The sequence below is a fragment of the Actinomadura sp. 9N215 genome, from assembly GCF_044326345.1.
Taxonomy (GTDB): Bacteria; Actinomycetota; Actinomycetes; order Streptosporangiales; family Streptosporangiaceae; genus Spirillospora.
The window spans coordinates 54,047-78,668 of record NZ_JBIRBA010000022.1; the positions used below are offsets into that span (position 1 = coordinate 54,047).

At 73.6% G+C, this 24,622-nt stretch carries 20 protein-coding genes; 12 read left to right on the forward strand and 8 right to left on the reverse strand.

Translation table 11 applies throughout. From position 1 onward, the window contains the following. Window positions 1–8: 8 nt before the first annotated feature. The 7 genes from ACH34T_RS30930 (at window position 9) to ACH34T_RS30960 (ending at window position 7,374) form a co-directional block, all read left to right on the forward strand. Window positions 9–1,496, forward strand: coding sequence for an acyltransferase (locus ACH34T_RS30930; protein ID WP_396024468.1), 1,488 nt, complete (start codon window positions 9–11; stop codon window positions 1,494–1,496). Continuing rightward, window positions 1,490–2,440, forward strand: coding sequence for an alpha/beta hydrolase (locus ACH34T_RS30935; protein ID WP_396024469.1), 951 nt, complete (start codon window positions 1,490–1,492; stop codon window positions 2,438–2,440). The genes ACH34T_RS30930 and ACH34T_RS30935 overlap by 7 nt, the downstream gene beginning before the upstream one ends. 65 nt (window positions 2,441–2,505) lie before the next feature. After that, window positions 2,506–3,678: a PucR family transcriptional regulator gene (locus ACH34T_RS30940; RefSeq protein ID WP_396024470.1), complete on the forward strand. Its 1,173-nt coding sequence runs from the start codon at window positions 2,506–2,508 to the stop codon at window positions 3,676–3,678. Between the two features lie 93 nt (window positions 3,679–3,771). Next, the gene (locus ACH34T_RS30945) at window positions 3,772–4,689 is read left to right on the forward strand and encodes an ACP S-malonyltransferase (RefSeq protein ID WP_396024471.1); all 918 of its coding nucleotides are present in this window, start codon (window positions 3,772–3,774) and stop codon (window positions 4,687–4,689) included. Then, window positions 4,686–5,654 (forward strand): beta-ketoacyl-ACP synthase III, encoded by a 969-nt coding sequence (locus tag ACH34T_RS30950; protein ID WP_396024472.1) that lies wholly within the window; start codon window positions 4,686–4,688, stop codon window positions 5,652–5,654. Before ACH34T_RS30945 ends, ACH34T_RS30950 begins: the two co-directional genes overlap by 4 nt. Before the next feature lie 56 nt (window positions 5,655–5,710). After that, window positions 5,711–5,977: an acyl carrier protein gene (locus tag ACH34T_RS30955; protein WP_132180252.1), complete on the forward strand. Its 267-nt coding sequence runs from the start codon at window positions 5,711–5,713 to the stop codon at window positions 5,975–5,977. 89 nt (window positions 5,978–6,066) lie between these two features. Then, window positions 6,067–7,374, forward strand: a complete 1,308-nt coding sequence (locus ACH34T_RS30960) for a beta-ketoacyl-[acyl-carrier-protein] synthase family protein (protein ID WP_396024473.1) — start codon at window positions 6,067–6,069, stop codon at window positions 7,372–7,374. Window positions 7,375–7,630: 256 nt separating this feature from the next. Here ACH34T_RS30960 and ACH34T_RS30965 read toward each other — a convergent pair whose 3' ends face one another. Beyond that, complete coding sequence (locus ACH34T_RS30965; protein WP_396024474.1) at window positions 7,631–8,125, reverse strand: DUF3145 domain-containing protein; 495 nt, start codon at window positions 8,123–8,125, stop codon at window positions 7,631–7,633. A 322-nt stretch (window positions 8,126–8,447) separates the two neighbouring features. On the opposite strand from ACH34T_RS30965, the gene ACH34T_RS30970 reads away from it, so the two are divergent. From ACH34T_RS30970 to ACH34T_RS30985, 4 genes are read left to right on the forward strand one after another with little or no spacing between them, the layout of a single operon-like run. Continuing rightward, window positions 8,448–9,689 carry a S8 family peptidase gene (locus ACH34T_RS30970; RefSeq protein WP_396024475.1) on the forward strand — a complete coding sequence of 414 codons (1,242 nt, stop codon included), beginning with the start codon at window positions 8,448–8,450 and terminating at the stop codon, window positions 9,687–9,689. 33 nt (window positions 9,690–9,722) lie between these two features. Next, window positions 9,723–10,250 carry an RNA polymerase sigma factor gene (locus ACH34T_RS30975; protein ID WP_396024476.1) on the forward strand — a complete coding sequence of 176 codons (528 nt, stop codon included), beginning with the start codon at window positions 9,723–9,725 and terminating at the stop codon, window positions 10,248–10,250. Continuing rightward, entirely contained in the window at window positions 10,247–10,696 is a 450-nt protein-coding gene (locus ACH34T_RS30980; RefSeq protein WP_396024477.1) for a hypothetical protein, read from the forward strand. The genes ACH34T_RS30975 and ACH34T_RS30980 overlap by 4 nt, the downstream gene beginning before the upstream one ends. Continuing rightward, the gene (locus ACH34T_RS30985) at window positions 10,693–13,383 is read left to right on the forward strand and encodes a CHAT domain-containing protein (RefSeq protein ID WP_396024478.1); all 2,691 of its coding nucleotides are present in this window, start codon (window positions 10,693–10,695) and stop codon (window positions 13,381–13,383) included. Before ACH34T_RS30980 ends, ACH34T_RS30985 begins: the two co-directional genes overlap by 4 nt. 43 nt (window positions 13,384–13,426) lie before the next feature. On the opposite strand, the gene ACH34T_RS30990 is transcribed toward ACH34T_RS30985, so the two are convergent. The 4 genes from ACH34T_RS30990 to ACH34T_RS31005 form a co-directional block, all read right to left on the reverse strand. Continuing rightward, window positions 13,427–14,257, reverse strand: a complete 831-nt coding sequence (locus ACH34T_RS30990; protein ID WP_396024479.1) for a sulfurtransferase — start codon at window positions 14,255–14,257, stop codon at window positions 13,427–13,429. Window positions 14,258–14,329: 72 nt separating this feature from the next. Then, complete coding sequence (locus ACH34T_RS30995; protein WP_396024480.1) at window positions 14,330–15,451, reverse strand: alkaline phosphatase family protein; 1,122 nt, start codon at window positions 15,449–15,451, stop codon at window positions 14,330–14,332. 91 nt (window positions 15,452–15,542) lie between these two features. Next, window positions 15,543–16,124 (reverse strand): DUF5998 family protein, encoded by a 582-nt coding sequence (locus ACH34T_RS31000; RefSeq protein WP_396024481.1) that lies wholly within the window; start codon window positions 16,122–16,124, stop codon window positions 15,543–15,545. A 592-nt stretch (window positions 16,125–16,716) separates the two neighbouring features. After that, window positions 16,717–19,179 carry a GNAT family N-acetyltransferase gene (locus ACH34T_RS31005; protein WP_396024482.1) on the reverse strand — a complete coding sequence of 821 codons (2,463 nt, stop codon included), beginning with the start codon at window positions 19,177–19,179 and terminating at the stop codon, window positions 16,717–16,719. A gap of 167 nt (window positions 19,180–19,346) precedes the next feature. Here ACH34T_RS31005 and ACH34T_RS31010 point away from each other — a divergent pair, with 167 nt between their 5' ends. Beyond that, the gene (locus ACH34T_RS31010) at window positions 19,347–20,270 is read left to right on the forward strand and encodes a carbohydrate kinase family protein (protein WP_396024483.1); all 924 of its coding nucleotides are present in this window, start codon (window positions 19,347–19,349) and stop codon (window positions 20,268–20,270) included. A gap of 178 nt (window positions 20,271–20,448) precedes the next feature. On the opposite strand, the gene ACH34T_RS31015 is transcribed toward ACH34T_RS31010, so the two are convergent. The 3 genes from ACH34T_RS31015 to ACH34T_RS31025 all read right to left on the reverse strand — a co-directional run bounded on the left by ACH34T_RS31015 (window position 20,449) and on the right by ACH34T_RS31025 (window position 24,485). Further along, a complete protein-coding gene (locus ACH34T_RS31015) occupies window positions 20,449–20,802 on the reverse strand; it encodes a CGNR zinc finger domain-containing protein (RefSeq protein WP_396024484.1) in 354 nt (117 codons plus the stop codon). Further along, window positions 20,754–21,779 carry a LysR family transcriptional regulator gene (locus tag ACH34T_RS31020; protein ID WP_396024485.1) on the reverse strand — a complete coding sequence of 342 codons (1,026 nt, stop codon included), beginning with the start codon at window positions 21,777–21,779 and terminating at the stop codon, window positions 20,754–20,756. The genes ACH34T_RS31015 and ACH34T_RS31020 overlap by 49 nt, the downstream gene beginning before the upstream one ends. A gap of 618 nt (window positions 21,780–22,397) precedes the next feature. Then, entirely contained in the window at window positions 22,398–24,485 is a 2,088-nt protein-coding gene (locus ACH34T_RS31025; RefSeq protein WP_396024486.1) for a RecQ family ATP-dependent DNA helicase, read from the reverse strand. Between the last annotated feature and the right edge of the window lie 137 nt (window positions 24,486–24,622).

A 24,622-nucleotide genomic window follows, 5' to 3' on the forward strand; every position in this document is an offset into this window, starting at 1 on the left:
CAGCACCCGTGCTTGAGCCAGCACCCGTACTTGAGACGGCACCCACACCCACGACGAAACCGACGACGAAACCGACGACCACGGCGACCACGACCACGGCGACGGCCGCGGCCACGGTGGTGGTGGCCGCGGCGACGACGACACCGACGGTGGTGGCGGCACCGGCGATGGCGGCACCGGCGATGGCGGCACCGGCGATGGTGGCACCGGCGGTGGTGGCACCGGCGGTGGTGGCACCGGCGGTCCCCGAGACCCGCCGTGATCTGGCCGTCGACGCGCTGCGCGCCTTCGCGATCCTGGGCGTCGTCCTCGGCCACTGGCTGGTCACCGCGTTCGTCGCGGACGGCTCCAGAGAGCAACTGCGGGTGACGAGCCCGCTGAGCACGATGCCAGAGCTGGCGCCGATCTCCTGGGTACTGCAGACACTCGCCGTGTTCTTCCTCGTCGGCGGGTACGCGGCGGCGAAGGGGCTACGTCCCGGCGAGCCGTGGGGGCCGCGGCTGCGGCGGCGCCTGGCCCGCTTCGCGCGGCCGCTGCCCGTCCTGCTCGCCGCGTGGCTCCCGGCCGCGGCCCTGCTCCGATGGGCCGGGTTCTCGGCCGACGGCGTCCGCACCCTCATCGAGCTCGTGATCAGCCCGCTGTGGTTCCTCGCCGTCTACGTCGTGCTGACGGCGGCGACCCCTGTGATCGTGGCCGTCTGGACCCGGCTCCGGCTCGGCGGCGGCGTGCTCCTCGTCGCCGCGACCGCGATCATCGACCTCGGCCGCTTCGCGCTCGGCGCGCCCGGATGGACGGGCTGGGCCACCGTCCTCACCGGCTGGCTCATGCCGTTCTACCTCGGCGTCGGATGGGCGGACGGGGCCCTGCGCTCCCCCCGGCCCGGGATGGCCCTCCTGGGCGGGGGCGCGGCGACGACCGCCGGGCTGGTCCTGTTCGCCGGGTATCCGGCGAGCATGGTCGGCGTGCCGGGCGCCCCGGTCTCCAACCTCAGCCCGCCCACGCTCGCGGCGGTGTCCTTCGGCCTCGCCCAGGCGGGCGCGGCCCTGCTGCTCCACGGTCCGCTCACCCGCTGGACGCGACGCGCCCGGGCGCGCACCCTGATCTCGGCGGCCGGCCGCTCCGCGATGACGATCTTCCTGTGGCACCAGACGGCGCTGCTCGCCGTCACGGTCGGAGCACTGCTCGCGTTCGGTAGCCTGCCAGGGCTGCACACCAAGCCTGACCAGCTGGAATGGATCGCCGAACGGCTTCCATGGCTGGCGGTCTTCGCCGCCGCGCTCGCCGCGCTCGGGGCCGTGGTCCACCGGTACGAACGGCCCCCGCGCAGACCCGGGTGTGACAAGCGACACGGCACCCCCAGACGATCTTGGATGGTAGAAAGACGACGATGCCGCCGCCACGCAAGACCGTCCCGCAGCGCACGACCGTCCCGCAGCGAACCCGACGGCTCCGCAGAGCCCTGGCCAGCGCCGTGTCCATCACGGTGGTCATGCTGACGACCGCCGGGACCGGGCACGCCGACCCCTACGCGCCGCCCGTCGCCGTCCCCGCCATGGCGCCCTCGACGCTGGACGTCCGGTACAAGGCCGAACGCAGGTCCATCGAGGAGGCCCTCACGACCGCAGAGGACGTTGGCGACACCGACCGGGCGCGGGCCCTCGGCGCGTTCCTCCACCCGGGCCGCCGGTTCCTCTACTTCGACCCGCGCGGCAACGGACGGGCCGTCGAGGTCGTCGGCGACCTCACCAGGGCCCGCCGCATCGCGGTGCTGGTGCCCGGCGCCGACACGACGCTGACGACCTTCGACACCCGCGGCGGCAAGCCATGGTCGACCCCGGGCGGCGGCGCACACACCCTCTACGCCCAGGCTCAGGCCGAATCACCACACCCACAACCCGCCGGGGTGGTGGGGTCGGAGTTGGCCGTTGTGGCTTGGCTTGGGTATGCGGCGCCGGAGACGTTCAGCAGTGACGTTCTCACCGATGAGCGTGCCGGTGAGGGAGGTGTGCGGCTTCGGCGCTTTCTGAAGGGGGTGCACAAGGTCAACCCGTCCGCGCGGGTCGGTCTGCTCTGCCACAGCTACGGCTCCGTGGTCTGCGGCCGTGCGGCGCTCGACGGGCCCGACACCGCCGCCTGGCGGCAGGTCACCGACATCGCGCTCTTCGGCAGCCCCGGCACCGCCGCGCCGACTGCCGCGAAACTGAGCCGCACCGCACGGATCTGGGCGGGACGGGGCACGACCGACTGGATGCAGGACGTCCCCCACGTCCGCATCTTCGGGCTCGGGCTCGGCCCCGACCCCGTTTCGCCTGCGTTCGGGGCGCGCGTGTTCAATGCCGGAAACGGCGGGCATAGCGACTACCTGGAACCGGGCTCCGCGTCCCTCCGCAACCTCACCGCCATCGCGCTCGGGCGCCCGGCCGGTGTGGCGTCCGGCTGACCCCCCGCCCCACCTGGGGCGACCGCGGCGGGATGGGCGCGGCCCGGTGATGGCACCCTAGGGAGGTGGACACCGCGAACGAGGCCGAGATACGCGAGCAGACGACCCAGCGCCTGGAGAAGGCGATGGGGACGTTCGGCACCGCGGCGCTGAACCGCATGGAGGAGCAGCTCCCCTGGTTCCGGCGCATGCCCGCCGACCAGCGCTCCTGGATCGGACTCGTCGCCCAGGCGGGCATCGCCGCGTTCGTCGAATGGTTCAAGAACGAGGAGAAGACCCGTCCGGCCATCGCCGGGGAGGTGTTCGGCACCGCGCCCCGCGAGCTGCTGCGCGCCATCAAGCTGCAGCACACCATCGACATGGTCCGCGTGATCATCGACGTCGTGGAGACCCGGCTGGACGAGCTCGCCGCGCCCGGCGGCGAGGCCCAGCTCCGCGAGGCGATCCTGCGCTACACGCGGGACGTGGCGTTCGGCGCCGCGCAGGTCTACGCGCGCGCCGCCGAGACCCGCGCCGCCTGGGACGCGCGCCTGGAGGCCCTCGTCGTCAACGCGGTGCTGCGCGACGAGGTCGACGACGGCATGCACTCGTGGGCCGCCGCGCTCGGCTGGACGTCCAAGCCCGTCACCGTCATCGCCGGGCTCACCCCGGAGGACGAGGAGCCCGAGGTCACCATCGACCAGATGCAGCTGGCCGCGCGCCGCGCCCGCGCCGACGTGCTGGCCGGCGTCCAGGGGCACCGCGTCATCGTCATCGTCGGCGGCGACACCGACCCGCTGGAGGCGGCCCGGCCGATCGCCGCCAAGTGCGGCCCCGGCCCGGTCGTCGTCGGCCCGCAGGTCCCCGACCTGTACGAATCGACCCGCTCCGCGCACGCCGCCGTCGCGGGGCTGCGCGCCGCCGCGGGCTGGCCGGACGCGCCCCGTCCCGTCCTGGCGACCGAGCTGCTGCCCGAACGGGCCCTGGACGGCGACGACGAGGCGCGCCGCCACCTGGTGGACAACGTCTACAACCCGATGCTCGCCGCCGGCGCCCCGCTCCTCGACACCCTCACCACCTACCTGGAACAGGGCTCGTCGCTGGAGGCCACCGCGCGGCTGCTGTTCGTCCACCCCAATACCGTCCGGTACCGGCTCCGCCGCGTGACCGAACTCACCGGCCTCGCGCCCACCGACGGGCGCAACGCGTTCACCCTCCGCATCGCGCTCGTCCTCGGACGTTTCCAAAAGCGCTGGTAACCGCGAGCTTGTAGGGGTCGTACAAAGGGGTCCGACCAAAGTTCGTGCTGATCCGCATCGTAGAGCGAGGGGAGTTGGCGGCAGGCTGGTCGAGTGATTCTCCTCGCATCGCCCGGCCAGGGCGCCCAGACCCCCGGCTTCCTGCAGCCATGGCTAGAGATACCCGGAGTCGCCGATCGCCTGGCCTGGTGGTCCGCCGTCACCGGGCTCGATCTGGTCCGCTACGGGACGACCGCGGACGCCGAGGAGATCCGCGACACCGCGGTGGCGCAGCCGCTGCTGGTCGCCGCCGCGCTCGCCGCCTGCGAGACCCTCTACGGCGACGACGACCTGCCCGGCGCGGTCGCCGGGCACAGCGTCGGAGAGCTGGCCGCGGGCGTGATCGCCGGGGTCCTGTCCGCCGAGGCGGCGCTGGTCCTCGTCCGGGAGCGGGGACGGGCGATGGCCGAGGCCGCCGCCGTCACCGAGACCGGCATGACCGCCGTGCTCGGCGGCGATCCCGACGAGGTCCTCGCCGCCATCGACAAGCACGGCCTCACCGCCGCGAACGTCAACGGCGCCGGCCAGGTCGTCGCCGCCGGGACGGTCCAGGCCCTCGCCGATTTCGCCGGCGACCCGCCCGCGAAGGCGCGGCTCCGGTCGCTGTCGGTCGCCGGGGCGTTCCACACCGAGCACATGGCGCCCGCCGTCGACGCGCTCCGCCGCATCGCGTCCGGAGTGCGCACCGCCGACCCGTCCACGCGGCTGCTGCAGAATCGCGACGGCGCCGTCGTCAAGGACGGCCCCGAGTTCGTCGAGCGGATCGTCGAGCAGGTCAGCACGCCCGTCCGCTGGGACGCGTGCACGGCGACCATGCGCGACCTCGGCGTCACCGCGATCATCGAGCTGCCGCCCGCCGGGACGCTGACCGGCCTCGCCCGCCGCGAGCTGCCGGACGTCGAGCGGGTCGCCCTCAAGACCCCCGCGGACCTGGACAAAGCCCGCGAGCTGATCAAGGCGCACGCGTCATGACCGGCGGGCTCAGCATCCCCGAGGCGGCGGCAGGCGCCCGCGTCCTGGCGTTCGGCGACTACCGTCCGGCCAGGATCGTCACCAACGACGAGCTCGCCGAATCCGTCGACACCAACGACGAGTGGATCCGCAGCCGCGTCGGCATCGCCGAGCGCCGCATCGCCGGCCCCGACGAGGGCATCGTCGAGCTCGGCGTGCACGCGGGCGGGAAGGCCCTGGCGGGCAGCGGGCTCGCGCCGTCCGACATCGACCTGGTGATCCTCGCCACCTGCTCGGCGGAGTCGCCGATGCCCGGTTACGCCCCGCAGGTCGCGCAACGGCTCGGCATCGACGCGCCCGGCGCTTTCGACATCAACGCGGCCTGCGCCGGCTTCTGCTACGCCCTCGCCACCGCGAGCGCCGCCGTCCGCGCCGGCAACGCCCGCAACGTGCTGGTCGTCGGCTCGGAGAAGATGTCGCAGTGGATCGACTGGACCGACCGCTCCACCTGCATCATCTTCGCGGACGGCGCCGGCGCCGCGGTCGTCGCGGCCAGCGACTCGCCCGGCATCGGCCCGGTCGTGTGGGGCAGCGCCGGCGACAAGTACGACAAGATCATCATCGATGACCGGCACTCGTTCATCCGGCAGGAGGGGCAGGCGGTCTTCCGCTGGGCGACCACCGCCATCGCCCCGATCGCGGTCGAGGCGTGCGAGCGCGCCGGGATCAAGCCGGAGGACCTCGCCGCCATCGTCCCGCACCAGGCCAACCTGCGGATCATCGAGGCGATCGCCCGCAAGGTGAAGGCCGCGAACGCGGTCGTCGCCGACGACATCGTCCAGTCCGGCAACACCTCGGGGGCCTCGATCCCGCTGGCCCTCTCCCGCATGATCGAACGCGGCGACGTGCCGTCCGGCGCCCCGGCCCTGCTGGTCGGGTTCGGCGCAGGGCTGTCCTACGCTGCCCAAGTCATCCAGATCCCGTAGGCCGTCACGCCTGCTCGCAGGCTCTGGACCAACCCACCGAAGGAGAAACGCAGACCATGGCAGAAGTCGCCACCGAACAGCAGATCCTGGACGGCCTCGCAGAGATCATCGACGACATCGTCGGCATCGACAAGGCCGAGGTGACCCCGGAGAAGAACTTCATCGACGATCTCGACATCGACTCGCTGTCGATGGTGGAGATCGCCGTGGCCGCGCAGGACCAGTTCGGCGTCGAGATCCCCGACGACGAGCTGCGCAACCTGAAGACGGTCAAGGACGTCGTCAACTTCGTCCAGGGTCACGAGGCCCCGGCCAAGAGCTGAACAGCGAGGCGGGCGTGCCGCCGTCCCGGCCACCGGGACGGCGGCGCACCCGCCCCCACCCCTCTTTCAGTCCGCAAGGAGCACCAGCCATGAGCAAGAGCCAGACCAGAGTCGTCGTGACGGGTCTCGGTGCAACGACCCCACTCGGTGGAGACCTGCCGTCGACCTGGTCCGCCCTGCTCGCCGGAGAGTCCGGGATCCGTCCACTTGAGTGGGAGGGCGTCGAGGACCTGCCGGTCCGGTTCGCGGCGACGCTGAAGGCCGACCCGGGCGAGACGCTGCCGCGGCAGTCGCTGCGCCGCCTCGACCGCAACCAGGCGATCGCGCTGATCGCCGCGCGGGAGGCCTGGGCGGACGCCGGGTTCGCCCCGTCCACCGGCGGCAAGCCGCAGAAGGGCATGGACAAGGCCGGCGTCGACGGCGGGTACACCGTGGACGTCGACCGGCTCGGCGTCGTGGTGTCCAGCGGCATCGGCGGCCTGCACACCGCCCTCAACAGCTACGACGTGTACCGGGAGAAGGGCTGGGCGCGGGTCTCGCCGTTCACCGTCCCGATGCTGATGCCGAACGGCGCGTCCGGGCACGTCGGCATCGAGTTCGGCGCGACCGCGGGCTCCCACGCCCTGGTCAGCGCGTGCGCGTCCAGCGGCGAGGCGATCGGCTACGCCATCGACATGATCCGCGCGGGCCGCGCGGACGTGATCATCTGCGGCGGCACCGAGGCGTGCATCCACCCGCTGCAGATGGCGTCGTTCGGCTCCATGCGCGCCCTGTCGACCCGCAACGACGAGCCGGCGCGCGCGTCGCGCCCGTACGACAAGAACCGCGACGGGTTCGTCCTCGGCGAGGGCGCCGCGGTGCTGATCCTGGAGACGGAGGAGCACGCCCGCGCCCGCGGCGCGCGGATCTACGGGATCGCGTCCGGCGCCGGCTACTCCAACGACGCGTTCGACATCGTGCTGCCCGAGCCGACCGGCGCCGGGCAGGCCAAGGCGATGCAGCGCGCCCTCGCGGACGCCGGTCTTGAGGCCACCGACATCATCCACATCAACGCGCACGCCACCTCGACGCCGGCCGGCGACGTCGCGGAGCTCGCCTCGATCAAGGCGGGACTCGGCGAGGAAGTGGCCGGCAAGGTGGTGGTCACCGCCACCAAGTCGATGACCGGGCATCTGCTCGGCGGCGCCGGCGCGCTGGAGTCGATCTTCACGATCCTGGCGCTGAAGGAGGGCCTCGTCCCGTTCGTCGCCAACCTGGAGGACCTCGACGACGAGGCCGACCTGGACATCGTGCGCGACGAGCCCCGCAAGCTCCCGGACGGCCCCGCCGCGGCGCTCAGCAACTCGTTCGGCTTCGGCGGCCACAACGTTTCGGTCGCCTTCGAACGCGTCCTCTGACGGGTCTCGAACGGCCCGGCGGGTTCTCCCCGCCGGGCCGTTCGGCATTCCGTAGCGTTCCGTGGTGTGACGTTCCGCGGCGTGGCGCTCGGTGGCGTTCCGCGGCGTGGCGCTCCGTAGCGTTCCGCGGGCGTGGCCGCCGGGTGGCCGGGCGCGCCGCGGCGGGCGACGGCCGGTCCGGGCGGGGCGCGCACGTTGCGGGACGAGAACGCTCCGGCGGGACGGCGTCAGGCGGCCGCGCGGATCACCGGGGCGTCTACACGGCGGCGTGCAGCCAGCGGACGGGAGCGCCGTCCCCGGCCCGGCGGAAGGGCTCCAGCTCGTTGTCCCACGGGGTGCCGAGGAGGCGGTCCAGCTCGCTCTCCAGGGCGACCTTGCCGACCGCGGCGTTCGCCATGACGGAGCGGAGCCGGTCCTCGGGGACCATGATGTCGCCGCTGGCACCGATCACGCCCGTGAACACCCCGAGGGACGGGGTGAAGCTGAACCGGACGCCGTCCGTGCCCGGCGTGGGATCCTCGGTGGCCTCGAAGCGCACCAGCTTCCACGTTCGCAGCGCGGAGGTGATACCGGCCGCGGTGCCCGGCCTCCCCTCCCAATGAAGCTCGGCGCGCAGGGTTCCCGGCGCGGCGGGCTGATCCGTCCACTCAAGGGAAACGGGCACACCGAGAACACCTGCGGCGGCCCACTCGATGTGCGGGCTCAGCGCAGGCGGCGCGGAGTGGACGTAGAAAACGCCACGTGCGGTCACCGGACCTCCTGGATCTGTACCGAGGCTCGTCTTCCCCTACGGCCTCGTACGTCCCAAGTCGGCGTCCGCGTCCCTCATTGTGCATCATCGGCACGGGTCGCACCACCGTGAGTTCACGGATTATCGAACGCTTGACCACAGGATGCGCAACGTTCACGGGCGCTGACCGACAAGATTAGGGCCTGTGGGACCGCCGTGAGGCGAAAGTCTCAGACCCGTGCGGCCGCCTTCGGCCGCGCCGGCCTGTCCTTTACCGGTCACGAACCGTCGCTCCGCGGGCACGATGAGTGCTGGGGCCGGGGCGACGCGAGAGCGAGGACCGATGTTCGATCAGCAGGCACGGCTGGAGCGAGTACTGGCGCGGCACCGCGACGCGGTCGTGGTGGAGCCGGCGCCGGGGCGTCCGGCCCTGATCCGCCGGGACGAGATCCTGGTCGCCGGGCAGGACGCCGGCGCCGCCGAGAGCCTCGTCCGGCGCTGGTACGACGCGCGGGACGACGAGCGCGGCGTCACGCGGCTGCGGCTGCGCGCGGCGGCGAAGGTGGACGTGTGCGAGCTCGCGGCGGGGCTCGGCGCCGACGGGCGCGCAGTCGACGGTCGGCGCCGGCGGCTGAGCGTGTCGCCGAACCATCTCGTCCACGGGCAGCCGATGTGGTGGAGCGGGCCCGCGGACCTTCCCCGTCCGGCCCCGCCCGTGCCCGCGCCCGAGGGGGCCGTGGCGCGGCGGGACGTGACGGTCGCGATCCTCGACTCCGGCCTGTCACCGCACCCGTGGTACTCCGGCGCGGAGTGGTACCGGGAGCAGCGCGCCGAGGTCGAGGAGGTCCTCGACGCCGACCTGGACTACGAGCTGGACGCGCAGGCCGGGCACGGCACGTTCGTCGCGGGCGTGGTGCTGCGGCACGCTCCGTCCGCGCGGCTGCGGGCGCACCGCGTGATCGGCGGCGACGGCGTCGGCGACGAGCTGGACGTGATCCGGGCGCTCGAACGGCTCGCGGAGCACGGACGCGCCGACGTGGTCAACATCTCGCTCGGCTGCCACACGTACGACGACCGTCCGTCCCCACTGCTGGCGCGGGCGATCGCGGCGCTCGGGCGCCGGACGGTCGTGGTGGCGTGCGCGGGGAACACGGCGACCGACCGTCCGTTCTGGCCGGCGGCGATGAAGCCCGTGATCGGCGTCGCGGCGCTGGACGGCGACGTCCGGGCGGCGTTCTCCAACCACGGCTGGTGGGTGGACGCGTGCGCCCAGGGCGTGGACGTGACCAGCGCGTTCGTCCGGTTCGACGGGCCGCGGCCGTCCGTGCGCGGCATCGACCCCGACCAGTTCGACGGCTACGCGACGTGGAGCGGGACGTCGTTCGCCGCGCCCGTGGCGGCGGGGCGGATCGCCGGGCTCGCGGCGGCGGAGGGCGTCGACGCGGTCACGGCGGCGGACCGCGTCCTCGACCCGGCGGCGCACGCCGTCCTCCCGGACCTCGGCGTCGTGGTCGGTTCCGAGGCACGACTCGGCCACGAAGCGATGCCCGCGCACGCAAAGTCACGTGCCGATGCCATAGGGTGAGGGGTTAGCGGGGGGCCTCAGGAGGAGACTTCGGTGGCCCATTGGGACGACAGTACGGACGAGCTGGTGGTCCGGGCACGCGGCGGCGACGGCGCCGCGTGGGCCCGGCTGGTGGAGCGGCACAGCGGGCTGCTGTGGTCGATCGCCCGCTCGCACGGGTTGAACGACGCCGATTCCGGCGACGTCGTGCAGACCACATGGTTGCGGCTGGTGGAGCGCATCGACGGGCTGCGCGATCCGGCCGCGACGGCATGCTGGCTGGCGACGACCGCGCGGAACGAGAGCCTGCGCCTGGTCCGGCGGCGCGGGCGCGACCTTCCGGTCGTGCCCGCGCCGCGCGCACCGGAGCCGGGCCCCGACGAGGTGGTGCTGAGCCGCGAGCAGGTCGGGCTGGTCGGCGCGGCGCTCGACGCGCTGCCCCGGCGCTGCCGGACGCTGCTGCGGCTGTTCGCGCTCGCGCCGAGCCAGGCCGAGCTCGCCGCCGCGCTCGGCATCCCCGTCGGCAGCGTCGGGCCGACCCGGGCGCGGTGCCTGGACGCGCTGCGGAGGCTCGTGCCGTGAACGACGACGAGTTGCTGGCGGGCGTCCGCGACGCGTTCGACGCGCTGGACCCGGTGCCAGAGGACGTGCTGGCCGCGGCCCGCTCGTCGATCGCGTGGCGCGCGCCGGACGCGGAGCTGGCTGAGCTGGCGCGCGACCGGGGCGGCGCGGCGGCGGAGGGCGTCCGCGGCGCGGCGGCCCGCGTGCTGACGTTCACCTGCCCCGGCGGCGAGGTGGAGATCGAGGTCTCCGAGCACGGCCGGGATCGGGAGCTGACGGGGCGGCTCGTCCCGTCCGCTCCGGCGCTCGTCCAGGTCCGGCACCGGGACCTGCCGCCCGAAGGGATCACGGCGCGCGCGGAGCCCGCCGGGCTGTTCTGCGTGCCGCGCGTGCCCGCGGGCCTGGTCAGCCTGGTCTTCCAGCTGGACGACGGCACGTCGATCGTCACGAGCTGGATCCGGCTGTGAACGCGCCGTTCCGGAAGGCGCGCGGTGTCGACCCCCCACCAGAGACCGAACTGGACGAGCACAGGCTGGACGAGCGCGAACTGGACGAGCGCGAACTGGACGAACGCGAGTTCCTCCGGCTGGCGGCCGCCGACCCGGCCACCGCGTTCGCGCGGGCGCTGACGCTCCTCGACGAAGGCGGCGGGGTGCTCGCGCTGCGCGTGGCCGGGCTCGCCGCCAAGGAACTGGGACGGCTGGACGAAGGCCTCGCCTTCCTCCATCGAGCCTTGGAACTGGCCGGCACCGGCTATGCGGCGGCGCAGGTCCGGATGAATCTCGTCGGGCTGCTCACTGCACGAGGTGACATCACGGGTGCGCTGGCCCACGTGGAGGAGGCGGAAACCGTCCTGGACGGTCCGGACTCAGACCGCCTGGCCGCGAACAAGGCGTGCGCCCTGGCAAGAGCCGGACGGCTGGACGAAGCACACGATGTCGCCGCGCAGGCCTTACCTCGCCTAAGGCGCGGGCACGATCCGGCCGCTCTCAATGGTCTGCTCACGAATCTGGGGCTCGCGCGGACGCTGCGCGGCGACTTCGCCGGGGCGGAGAAGGCGCTGGCAGAGGCGGTCGCCGTCGGTGAGGCGGCGGGGTTGCGTCACCAGACTGCGATGTCCAAGGGCAATCTCGGCTTCGCGGTGTCGCGGCGTGGGGACGTCCCGCGCGCGCTTCGGCTCTTCGCAGAGGCCGAGCCTCATCTGACCGGTGAACGCCTGGCGCAATGCCGGTTCGACCAGGCGGAGACGCTCATCATGGCGGGGTTGCCGGGCGAGGCCCGTCCCGTCCTGCTCGCGGCCTTGAACGCGACCATGGCGAACGGATACGGGTGCGACGTCGCGGACGGTTTCCTGCTCCTCGCCCACGCCGAACTGGCCGCCGGGCACCCTGAACAGTGCACGGAGGCCGCCGAACGAGCGCGCGCCGCGTTCGCCGAACAGGAACGCACGGGATGGATGCTTCTGGCCGAGCACGTCCTGCTCAGGGCCCGGTGGGCGTCCGGTGAGCGGTCGGCCGTCCTGCTGCGGTCGGCCGTGGCCACGGCCGACCGGCTGGAAAGCGGAGGCTGGGCCGAGGCGGCCGACGAGGCCCGTATCGTCGCCGCGCGCGTGGCGCTTTCTCTGGGCAGACCGGCCGGGCACCTGCTTTCGTCGGTCGGACGGTCAAGCGGCCCTGCCTCCGCGCAGGTCGCCGCCTGGCACGCCGTCGCCCTCGAACGTTCCGCGCGGGCCGACCATAAGGGCGCGGTAGCCGCGGTCAGGCTCGGGCTCCAGGTGACCGAAGACCACGCTGACGCGCTCGGTGCGCTGGACCTGCGGGCCCGCGCGTCAGGGCTCGCCGCCGAACTCGGCGAACTCGGCCTCGGCCTGGCCCGCTCGGCACGGGAGCTCCTCGCCGTGGAGGAACGGCGGCGGGCGATCGCGCGCCCGGTACGCGTCCGTCCGCCGGACGATCCGGAGCGGGCGGCGGCGCTGACCGCGCTGCGCGCCCTCAGCGTCGAGCGCACGGTCGACACGGCGCGGGGCGGCGGCGTCCCGGCGGCGCGGTCGCGGGAGCTGGCGGACCTGGAGGCGAAGGTCCGGACGCGGACGCGCCGCCGCGTGCCAGGCGCCGTCCCGTCCCATTCCGCGGGCATCGCCGAGATCGCCGCCGCGCTCGGCGAGCGGGCCCTCGTCGAGATGATCGCGATCGGCCCGGACCTGCATGCCGTCACGAGCGTCGACGGCCTGCTCCGCCGCCACCGCCTGGGGGCGTGCGACACGGCCGTCCGCGAGACCGGCCTGCTCCGCTACGCCGTGCGCCGCCTCGCCGAGCACGACCGCGACCCGCAGGCCCTCGCCGGCCTCGCCGACGCGGCCGAGCGCCTCGACCGCCACCTGCTCGCCCCGCTGCGCGCCGACCTCGACGGCCGCGAACTCGTCATCGCCCCGACCGGGACGCTGCACGGCCTGCCCTGGGCGGTGCTGCCGTCCCTGGCGGGACGCCCGTTCACGATCGTCCCGTCCGCCGATGCCTGGCTGCACGCAGTACGAGGGCCGGGCAGCGGCACGGGCGAGCCGGGCGGGGGCGGAGGCGAGTCGGACGGCGGCCGGGGCAAGTCGGGCGGCGGCGTAGGCCAGCCGGGCGGGGGCGGGCATACCGTTCTTGTGGCGGGGCCCGGCCTTCGCCATGCCGTACGGGAGGTCGCCGCGCTGCGACGCCTCCACCCGCACGCCACCGTCCTGGACGGCCGGGAGGCACGCGCGGAGACCGTCCGCGACGCCCTGGACGGCGCCGCCCTCGCCCACATCGCCGCCCACGGCGAGTTCCGGCAGGGCAACGCCCTGTTCTCGCGGCTGCGTCTCGCAGACGGGCCGCTGATGGTGCACGACCTGGACGGGCTGAGAACCCCGCCGCGCCTGATCGTCCTGTCCGCGTGCGACATCGGCCGGGCCGAGGAGGGCGACGCCGTCCTCGGCATGGCGGGCGTCCTCCTCGCCCTCGGCACCGCGACGGTCATCGCCAGCGTGACCCCCGTCCGCGACGCGGCCACGCCGGAGTTCATGTCCGCGTTCCACGCCCGCCTGGCCGCCGGACGGACCCCGTCCCAGGCACTGGCCGCCGTCGCCCGGCCCCTGGGAGTGGCCGGCCTCCTCTGCATGGGCGCGGGCTGACGGCCCGGCGGGGCGGTCGGCCGTCCCGCCGGGACGGGGCGTCTCAGGTGTCGCCGGTGGCGATGGGGTTCGACGGGTCCGTCACCCAGTCGGACCACGAGCCCACATAGAGCGCGGCGGGGATCCCGGCGAGATTCAGGGCCAGGATCTCGTGCGCGGCCGTCACACCGGAACCGCAGTACGCGCCGACGTCCAGCGCGTCTGTCGCGCCGAGCTGCGCGAAGCGTTCGCGCAGCAGTTCGGGCGGCAGGAACCGGCCGTCCACGCCGACGTTCCCGGACGTCGGCGCGTTGCGGGCGCCCGGGATGTGCCCGGCGACCGGATCGACGGGCTCCTGGTCGCCGCGGTACCGCTCGGCGGCGCGGGCGTCGAGGAGGACGCCCGCCGTCGCCAGCGCGCCCGCGCCCTCCGCGTCCAGCACGGGCAGCCGGCCCGGGTTCGCAATGAAGTCGCCCGGTTTGGCCTCGAAGTCGTCGGTGCTCACCGGACGGCCCGTCTCCGTCCAGGCCCGGTACCCGCCGTCCAGGACGCGGACCCGGTCATGGCCGAAGTACCGCAGCGACCACCACACCCGCGCCGCGGACATGGAATCGGCGTCGTCGTAGACCACGACGAGCCCGCCCTGCGACACCCCGGCGCGGCGCATGGCCGACTCGAAGGCGACGGGCTCGGGCAGGGGATGGCGGCCTCCGGGTCCCGGCGGCCCGGCCACGTCCCGGTCGAGGTCGACGAACACGGCGCCGGGCAGGTGCCCCTTGCGGTAGGACTCGATCCCCGGGGGGCCCGCCAGATGCCATCGGACGTCCAGCAGGACCACGGGCGTCTGCCGCCGGAGCAGCCGGTCCAGCGCGGGCACTTCGATGAGAGGGTGCACACCGCCAGTTTGACCGTCGTCGCCCCGATTAGGGAGGGGCGAATCCTGGTTCATCTCAAGTACACCGTGGTTTCAGGGCCGGGACGTTGTCAGCAGCGGGACGAGCTGCTCCGCCGGGACGAGGGAACCGTGCATGCCGACCATCCGGTCCAGCCACGGCTCCCGCTCGGACGCGACGATCGCGAGGTCGGCGTGCGGGACGGCGATCACGTCCCCCACGCGTTCCAGCATCCCCGGGCCGAGCGGGCCGAACCAGCCGTTCGCGACGGCCTCGTCGCGCGGGACGACCCACGCCCGGTCGCCGAGCATCGCCGTCCAGGCGGCGAGGACGTCGTCGTGCGCGCCCGGCTCGCTGTAGACGTACCGGGCTCGGGCGTCGCCGCCGAGGAGGGCGACTCCGTCCCGCAGCTCGGGGACGGCGTCGGCGTCCACGCGTTCCGTCGGGTCGACCATGCCGTGGTCGGCGGTCACGTAGAGGGCCGATCCGGACGGCAGGACGGCCGCGATCTGCTGGACGAGCACGTCCATGAACCGCAGCTGGTGGCGCCAGTCGGCGGAGGCCGTCCCGTAGCGGTGGCCGGTCGCGTCCAGGTCGGCGTGGTAGACGGTGACGAACGAGCGGTCGCCCTGGCGCAGGGCCAGCTCGGTTCGTCCGACGAGCTGGCCGAGCCCATCGGCGGCGTGGTAGCGGGCGCCGCGCACGGTGGCGCGGCTGAGCGCGGTCCCGCGGTACTGGCGGAGCGCGACGTAGCCGACCTCGACGCCGTCCGCCGCCGCCCGCTCGTACACGGTCGGGACGGGCTGGAACTCCTCCGGGTCGACGGAGTCGTCCTGCCAGCGCAGGCAGTTCAGCAGCCTGCCCGTTCCCGGGATCGCCACCTGCACGCCGAGCAGCCCGTGCGCGCCGGGTGGAGCGCCGGTGGCCAGCGAACCGAGGCTGCTGACCGTCGTCGCCGGGAATCCGGACGTGATCGGGCCGCCGTCCATCGCGTTCAGGTACGGGGCCTCGTCGGGGTGGGCCTTGAGTTGCTGCCAGCCGAGCCCGTCGATCAGCAGGACGCAGACGCGCGGCACCGGCGGCAGGCCCAGGACGTTCACCGCGTCCGCGACGCCCAGCGACGCCAGCACCGAAGGCGGAAGATCGGCGAGCGCCCCCGCCCCGTACCGCGGAACGGGCGGCTCCAGAACGGACAATCCCGAACCCGGCCCTGAACCCGGCCCTGAACCCGGCTCTGGATCGGGCTCTGGGACGGGCGGCACCGCGTCGGGGACGGTCACCGGCGCGTCACCGTGCGGTCGCGGCGGACAGTTCCTCGGCGAACGCCAGCACATGGCCGACGGCGTCCGCACCGTCCGCGGCCTCGCTCACCCGCAGGGACAGGTCGTCGGACGTGACGCTGCCCGTGTACCCGTGGTCGGCCTCGCAGTTCTCGTCCCCGCACGTCGCGGGCTCAAGGTCGATGTGGGCGATGGCGCCCCAGCCGATGGTCAGCACGACCTCCGTCGGCGGCACCCCCGGCACATAGGACGCCGGGTCCGGGACGACCCGCGTCACCGCGACCGACTGGACGCGCTCCAGCTTCACGGCCTCGGTGGTGGTGGACGCGTGCGGCTGGGCCATGCCCTCGCCGGGCGGGTGCTCGTCGGTGTGGCACACCAGCAGCCGGTTCGCCGACAGCACCAGCACCGTCACGTGCCGCCGCACCTCCATCGCGGGGTCGAACGTCGCCTCGTGGTGCACCACGTAGGCGACGACGGGCTCGTCCCCGATGGCCGACTCGACCGCGTCCGCGACCAGGTCCGGGTAGTAACCGCTGCGCTCGATCGCCGTGCGCAGACCGCCGGCGGTCGCTCGGGTTTCCCTCATGGCCCCATCCTGCCCTGTCCGGGGGCGGACGTGCACATGACGACCGTCCTCCAGCCCTCACCCACCGCCATTCAACGGACGAGCTCCGCTCGACGGCCCGCCGCGCGGTCATCCCCGCGATCACGGGGTACGGGGTGTGCATGGACGAGAAGCCGCTTCCCCAGCCGCCGCCGGTGCCGCCGCCCACCCCGGACCCGGCGCCGGCTCCGGAACCGCTGGTGCCGCCCACCGAGCCCCCGCCAGGACCGCCGCCGGGACCCGCCCCGCGGCCGCCCGGCCCGATCCCGCCGGGGCCGTCTCCCGAACCCGTCCCGCCAGGCCCGCCGCCCGAGCCCACACCTCCGGGACCGGCGCCTGAGCCGTCCCCGCCGACGCCCGATCCGGACCCCGTCCCGCCAGGCCCGGAGCCCGACCCCGTCCCGCCGACCCCCGAGCCGAGCCCGCCCGGACCTCCCGGACCACCGCGCTGACAGACCGGCCACAGCCGAGCCCGCCCGGACCGCCGCGCTGACAGACCGGCCACACCAGCGCACACCCTCACGGACGCGGCGCCCACGGGCCGGGCGCACCAGCGCATGCGCTGAAACGCGGGTCAAGACAGGCGGCGAGGCCCCAGCTCGGGCCGCGGTCCCGGCGGGCGGGCCAGGCTCAGCGTCACCCGCCGGACCGTGGCGCCCGACGCGTCCGCCATGACCGGGCTCAGCTCCAGGCGCGCCACCTCCGGAAGGTCGTAGCCGAGGCGGGACGCGCGCAGCAGCAGGTCCTCCAGGGCTGCCAGGTTCACGGGCTCCGCGCCGCGATGGCCGAGCAGCAGCGGCGCCGTGCGGATGGCGCGGATCATCTCCGCCGCGTCGACGTCCGCGAGCGGCGACAGCCGGTAGGCGCGGTCGTCCAGCAGGGCCGCGATCTCGTCGGCGATGCCGAACGCGATCACCGCGCCGAACGAATGGTCCTCCCTGATCACGATGCGGGTCGGCACCCCGCCGCCGCCCTCGCCCTCCGCCGCGGCGACGTCGATGCCGTAGCAGGCCAGAAGCTCGGCCGCCTGCTCGCGCGAGCCCTCCACCACGGCGTCGGCGTCGGCCTCGGCCAGCCAGTCGGCGACCAGCGCCCGAGCGCGATCACGGTCCACGCCGCCGAGCTCCGGCATCCGCCCGGCGGGACGCTGCCGCCACCGCGCGTACCGGATCACGTACGCCAGCGCCCGGACGGCGTCCTCCGGCGACGGGTAGGAGGGCACCGACCCCTCGGCGGGCATCCCGTCCGGCCCGGTCACCCGCAGATCGGCGGGCATGCCCTCCCTGCCCAGATACGTCGCCACGATCGGCTTCTCACCGCGGGCCGCCAGCCGCAGGATCCGCTCCGGGACGCGGACGTCGTAGCCGCCGATCGTCGGGGGCGTGAACAGCGCCACCACCGCGTCGACCGTCTCGTCCTCCAGCGCCGAGGCGAGCGCGGCCTCGTAGTCGCCGGCGCCCGCGCGCGGGCCGAGGTCGAGGCGGGGCCGGACGTCCAGGCCGAGCGCGACGGCCTCGTCCTGCGCCAGCAGCCCCAGCGAGTTCGAGTTGTCGATGATCGCGACGCGGTCGCCCGCCGGGAGCGGCTGGTAGGCCAGCACCTGCGCCACGTCGAACAGCTCCGACAGGTCCTCCACGCGGATCACGCCGGCCTGCTCGAACAGCGCGCTGACCGCGTGGTCGGGCAGCGTCAGCGCCCGCGCCGCGTGCCCGAGCGGGACGCCCTGCGTGCTGCGGCCGCTCTTGACCGCCACGATCGGCTTGCGGCGGCCCAGCCTCCGGGCGAGCCGCGCGAACTTGCGCGGATTGCCCAGCGACTCCAGATACAGCAGGACGGCCTTGGTCGCCGGGTCCTCCTCCCAGTACTGCATCAGGTCGTTGCCCGACACGTCCGCCCGGTTGCCCGCGGACACGAACGTAGAGAGCCCCAGGCCGCGCTCAGCCGTCCGCTGCAGAATCGCGATCCCGAGGGCGCCCGACTGTGAGAAGAAACCCACCGGCCCCCGTCCCGGCATCGTCGGCGCCAGTGTCGCGTTCAGCCGCACGTCCGCGTCCGTGTTGGCGATGCCCAGGCAGTTGGGCCCGACCACGCGCATCCCGTAGGCGCGTGCGAGCCGCACCAGTTCCTCCTGCCTGGTACGCCCGTCGTCGCCGATCTCCCCGAACCCGGACGACACAACGACGAGGCCGCGCACGCCCTTGCTCGCGCACTCCTCCACGACCTCGTGGACGACGTCCGCCCGCACCGCGACGACCGCGAGATCCACATCGTCCGGGACCTCCAGGACCGACGGATACGCGCGGACGCCCGCCACCGCCACCGCCGTCGGATGCACCGGAAACACCGGCCCGCTGAAGTCCCCCGACAGCAGGTTCCGCAGCACGGTCCGCCCGACGCTGTGCTCCGCCCGGCTCGCCCCGATCACCGCCACCGACCGCGGGAACAGCAGCCGCTGGATCGACCGCGACTCCGCCCGGTGCTCGCGGGCCGTCATGACCTCCAGCGACGTGTCCGTCGGCTCCAGGTCCAGGACGAGCTCGATCACGCCCTCCTCGAACCGCTGCTCCGCCCGGTACCCCGCCTCCCGGAACACCCGCGTCATCCTGCGGTTGTCGGGCAGGACGCTCGCGACGAACCGGCGCACGCCCCGCTCCCGCGCCGCCGCCGCGATGTGCTCCAGCAGCACCGGCCCGAGCCCGCGGCCCTGGTGCGCATCCTCCACCAGGAACGCGACCTCCGCCGTCTCCGGCCGGTCGCCGGCACGGTCATACCGGACGACCGCCACCATCTCCTCACCGATCGTGGCGATCAGCGCGGCCCGCCGGTCGTGGTCCACGCCCGTGAAGTGTTCGACGTCACGGTCCGACAGCCGCGGGCGCGGCGAGAAGAACCGGTAGTAGATCGACTCCGGGGAGAGGCGCTCGTAGAAGTCGCGCAGAAGGTCCGCGTCCTCCGTCCGGATGGGGCGCAGATGCGCCGTCCCGCCGTCGCTGAGGACGACGTCGGCCTCCCACTGATCCGGGTAACGCTCGGTCACGTACCCGAGGGTAGGCCACCGGGCCCGGCCGCCCGCGGCACGAAAAAACAGGCTTCCTCGGTTTCGCTGCGCGTTCGAGACCTAATCGGGGCGCAAGAGCTGTTACGGTCGAGCACACGCCCAGAATTGCCGCTCGCGCGGGCCGTGTTGATCGAGGTGATGACTCCATGACGCGCGTGGTCGTGGTCGGCGATCTCATGACAGATACCGTGGCACGTGCTGCGTTTCCCCTGGCCAAGGGGAGCGACACGCCGGCCGCCGTGACGATCCACGGGGGCGGCTCGGGCGCCAACGTGGCCGCCTGGCTCGCCGTGGAGGGGATCGACGTCGCCTTCGTCGGCCGCCGCGGCTCCGACATCGCGGGCCGGAACCGGGACATGGAACTGATGGGGTACGGCGTCGACGCCCGCCTCGTCATGGACGGGGAGCGCCCCACCGGGACCTGCGTGGTGATGGTCACCCACAAGGGCGACCGGACGCTGCTCTCCGACCCCGGCGCCAACGCCGCGCTCCTCCCCGAGGACATCGAGCGCTGCAAGGACCTGTTCTCGCAGGGCACCCATCTGCACCTGTCCGGCTACTCGCTCATCAACGAGGGCTCCCGCAAGGCCGCGATCCACACGCTCGACCTCGCCCGCAAGGCGCAGATGTCGGTGTCCGTGGACGGCGGCTCGTCGTCGCCGCTCAAGCGGATGGGCGCCGAGCCCTTCCTGGAGTGGACGCAGGGCGCCCGTCTCCTGGTCGTCAACGCCAAGGAGGCCGAGATCCTCACCGGCCGCGACTCGCCCGAGCAGGCCGCCAAGGTCCTCACCGCCTGGTACCCGCAGGTCGTGATCAAGGCCGGTGCGGACGGCGCGCTCTGGTACACCAACGGCCGCCCCGAACCGGTCACCGTCGCCGCCGAACCCGTCGAGAAGGTCGCCGACGGCACCGGCGCGGGGGACGCGTTCGTCGCGGGCTTCATCCCGCCCTGGCTGGACGGCAAGCAGCCCGCCGACGCCCTGACCGCAGGCTGCCGCCTGGCCGCCCAGGCCATGCAGCACCTGGGCGCCCGCCCCTCCCTCGACGTCGTCGACAACCAGATCAAGTAGCTCTGTTGGCCCAGGGGGGCGACCCCCTGGAACCCCCGTCACCGGCCGGTGAACCGTTTCCCGAGCCGCTGACGCGTCTCGTGAAACGGCCCCCCGACCGTCGGGCCGTGCGACCTCCGGCGCAGGGCGCCTCCGGCCGCACGACCCGTGGCCCCGGCTGAGGTCTCGTCCAAGAGGGCTAATCCGGATCGTCCAGGATCCTGGCGTGCGGACGGTGGCGCTTTCGGCTACCGGACCGGGCCGGAACCGTGGGCAGTACCAGGCCACGTCGCGGTTCCCAGGCAGCTTCGCTTTGTGCGGCTGCGGAGGCTGCATCGACGTCGCGGTGCGCGCGGCCCCTAGCCGCCAGAACTCGATCTCGCCGGGCTCGGTGAGCGTCGCGACGTGCTTGACGTCCATCAGCGCGCCGACAGCGAAACGCGGCGGGCTTTTCTCGGTTGCCGCAGCCGGCCATCGAACACCAGCGGGGACCCTGTGCCGGGGTCAGGCGAGGGGGGTGTAGGTGCGGACGTCCTCTTTCACCGCGGCCCACAGGCGGTTGAGCGGGTGGCCGGCGTCATAGCGTTCGAGATCGGCGCGGCGGACGAACGCGCCGGTCATCAGCTCGGCCTTGGGCTCCAGGTCGTCGTCCAGCGCGATCACGCGGAGCGGGACGGCGTCCGGGTCGTCCTGCGCGGCCATCCCGCGGCCGATCGAGCCGGTGACGATCATGCACCCGCGGACGAACCCGGAACGCAGCAGCGACAGCCCGTAGTGCACGTCGTCGATGTCGGCGACCACCGTCAGGCGGTCGCGGAAGTTCGGCCCGTACCAGGTGGCGAGCAGGTCGGCGACCAGCCCGGCGGGCGGCACCACCAGGGGCACGCCGCCGAGGCGGCTGGTCTCGACCGGTGTGCTCGGCAGCTCGGCCTCCGGCAGGTTGGTCAGCAGCAGCGCCTGACCCCTGGCGTACTCGACGACCTCGTACTCCTTCAGGCGCAGGTCGCCCTCGGGAGTGCTGACGATGCTGCCGCAGATCAGGTCGACCTGCCGGGTCTCCAGCCGCGACCACAGCTCCTTCGTCCGGACGTGGGCGACCTTGAACTCCACCTCACGCTGCCGGAACTCCTCCGACACGCGGTTCCACGCCCGCGAGACGATCGGCAGCGTGAACTCGGTGGTGCCGACGGTCAGCATCCGGCCGAGGCGGCGCCGGCTCCAGTGAATGGACTCGAGCCATTTCTCGAACGTCAGCCGCGCCAGTTCGACCGTGGTCTCCCCCGTCGGCGTGAAGAGGAAGTCCTTGCCGCGTCCCTGGCGGACGGTCAGCACCTCGCCGCACAGCGACTGGCTATTGCGGTTGAGGGTGTCGAGCTGCTTCTGGACGCTGGACTGCTCTCGTCCCAGGACACGGGCGGCCCCGAGCGCGGACCCCGTCTCATGGACGACCAGGAGCGTCCGCATCTGGTCGAACGTCATGTCCAGCAGCCCGGACGGGCAGTCCAGGAGCGCTTCTAGGGTCGGTGACACGGTGAGGGACCTTACTAGCCGTTCCGCGCTGGCTGTTCTGCGGACCCCGCCGAAATGGCCGAACGGTCACCTCACCGGGAAATGATGACATTTCCCGTTGAACTTATCTCAAGATGTTCTTCCAAACAAGTAGACAGACTTTTCTAACCTCTAGAACACTTTCTTCGGGCCACTCCCTGCCGCCGTCATCCGTCCCATCAAGGACGGCGGCGCTCCCGGGCGTGCCCCGGCGGTGCCGGCCGCCGGGGCCGCCGCCCGGCTGCCGACTCCCGTTCGCCGCGGCCCTTCTCCGCCGCGGCGCCGGGGCCGGACGCCGGCCCGTGCGCGGGGCCGCGCGCACGGGTCGGCCCGATCGTCGCCCGCGCCCACGGGGGCGCGCGGGCGGCAGGCACCTCGCCGCCCCGTCACGCCGGACCCACCGGCGGCACCGCGAGACGCGGCCGGTTCCCGCGTCGGCGACATGCACGTCCTCAGAGATGTACGCGCTCTGAGATGTACGTGCTTCGAGATGTGCGCGGCGATCGGGAAAGGGGGTGTCGAGGGAGTGGCGCATCGTGGTCACACTCGGTCTCCGTGGCGTCGCCGCCAAAGTCGCCGCCAAAAGTGACGGGGTCCGAATCAGTTGGGGGTCGCCAGGGTCAGAGGGAGGATGCTCTGGGCGCCGGACTCTCTTAGGAGGCGGGTCGCGACGGTCATCGTCCAGCCGGTCTCCACGCGGTCGTCTACCAGGAGGATGGGGCCCGGGGTGTCGGGCAGGGTCGCGGCCAGGTCGGCGGGAACCGCGAGGGTGTTCCAGACGGAGCGGAGGCGCTGGGCGCTGTTGTGGCGGCGCGGCACCGGGTCGCCGATGGGGGCGAGCTCGCCCAGGTAGGGGAGGCGGCCGATCTCGGCGATCCGGTGGCCGAAGGTGGCGACCAGGCGGGGGCGGGAGCGGGAGCCGATGGTGACGACGCCGGTGGGGCGGGCGGACCAGTCCCAGGCGGCGAGGACCTTGACCACCGCGTCGAGCAGGTCGGCGGAGACGTCGGTGTCGTCGGCGGCGAACAGCTCGCGGAGGCGGTTGCCCCAGCCGATGTCGGTGAGGCGGCCCAGCGCCCGGCCCGTCTCGGCCTGGAGTTCGATGCGGCCGGAGACGCCCAGGTCGTCCTTGACGCCGGCGGGCCACATGCGGCGGGGCGCGATGTCGACGCCGGGGCGGTGCAGGCGGTCCCGGGCCTGGGTGGTGCTCTTCTGGGTGACGTCGGCGGCCCAGTGGCGGCCGGTGCAGTTGTCGCAGCGGCCGCAGGGCGCGGCGGCGGGGTCGTCCAGCTGGCGGCGGAGGTACTCCTCCCGGCAGGCGGAGGTCGAGATGTAGTCGAGCATCGCCTGTTGCTCGCGGCGGCGTTCGGCGGTCACGCGCTCGTAGCGTTCGCGGTCGTAGGACCAGGGGCGGCCGGTCGCCGTCCAGCCGCCCTTGACGCGGCGGGCGGCGCCGTCCACGTCGAGGACCTTGAGCATCATTTCGAGGCGGGTGCGGCTGAGGTCGACCTGGGGTTCGAGGGCGCCGGTGGAGACGGGGCGGCCGGCGGCCTCCAGGACTTCGAGGGTCCGGCGGACGACGGGTTCCGGCGGGAACGCGAGGCTGGCGAAGTAGGCCCAGATCTCGCGGTCCTCCCGGCCGGGGAGAAGGATCACCTCGGCGTGGTCGACGCCGCGGCCGGCGCGCCCGATCTGCTGGTAGTAGGCCACCGGGGACTGCGGGGCGCCGACATGGACGATGAAGCCGAGGTCGGGCTTGTCGAAGCCCATGCCGAGGGCGCTGGTGGCGACGAGGGCCTTGAGCTTGTTGTCCTGGAGATCCTGTTCGGCCTGGAGTCGTTCGGCCTGTTCGGTCTGGCCCGAGTAGGCGGCGACCTCGTGGCCCCGGTCGCGGAGGTAGCCGGCGATCTCGTGGGCGGCGGCGACGGTGAGGGTGTAGATGATGCCCGAGCCGGGGAGTTCGCCGAGGTGCTCGCCGAGCCACGCGATGCGCTGCTCGGCGGCGGGCAGCGCGACGACGGCGAGGTGGAGCGAGTCGCGTTCGAGCGGGCCGCGCAGGACGAGGGCCTCGTCGCCGGCGAGCTGTTCGGCGACGTCCTTGGTGACGCGGGCGTTGGCCGTCGCGGTGGTGGCGAGCACCGGGATGCCGGGCGGGAGCTCGGCCAGCAGGGTGCGGAGCCGCCGGTAGTCGGGACGGAAGTCGTGCCCCCAGTCGGAGATGCAGTGCGCCTCGTCCACGACGACCAGCCCGGCCCCGGCGGCGAGCTTGGGCAGGACCAGGTCGCGGAACTCGGGGTTGTTGAGCCGCTCGGGGCTGACCAGCAGCACGTCGACGGCGCCGGCCTCGACCTCGGCGAAGATCTGCTCCCAGTCGCCGGTGTTGGACGAGTTGATGGTGCGGGCGTGGATGCCCGCGCGGTCGGCGGCGTCGATCTGGTTGCGCATCAGCGCCAGCAGCGGCGACACGATCACGGTGGGGCCGGCGCCGCGGTCGCGGAGCAGCCGGGTGGCGACGAAGTAGACGGCGGACTTGCCCCAGCCGGTGCGCTGGACGACCAGGGCCCGCCTTCGCTCGACGACGAGGGCGCTGATCGCCGTCCACTGGTCGTCGCGGAGCCGCGCGTGGTCGCCCGCGAGGGCGCGCAGGCAGCGCTCGGCATCGTCCCGGAGCAGGTCGGATTCGCTCATGCGTCCTTGGTACCAGCGGCGCGGAGGCCCCCGCACCAGAATCGCGTTCTGTGGATAGCGGGCCGCGGATTTGGGACGCATGAGGCGCGGGTAGCCTGCCAGTCAAGATCGGTTCAGCGGAAGGAACACGGGCGGGG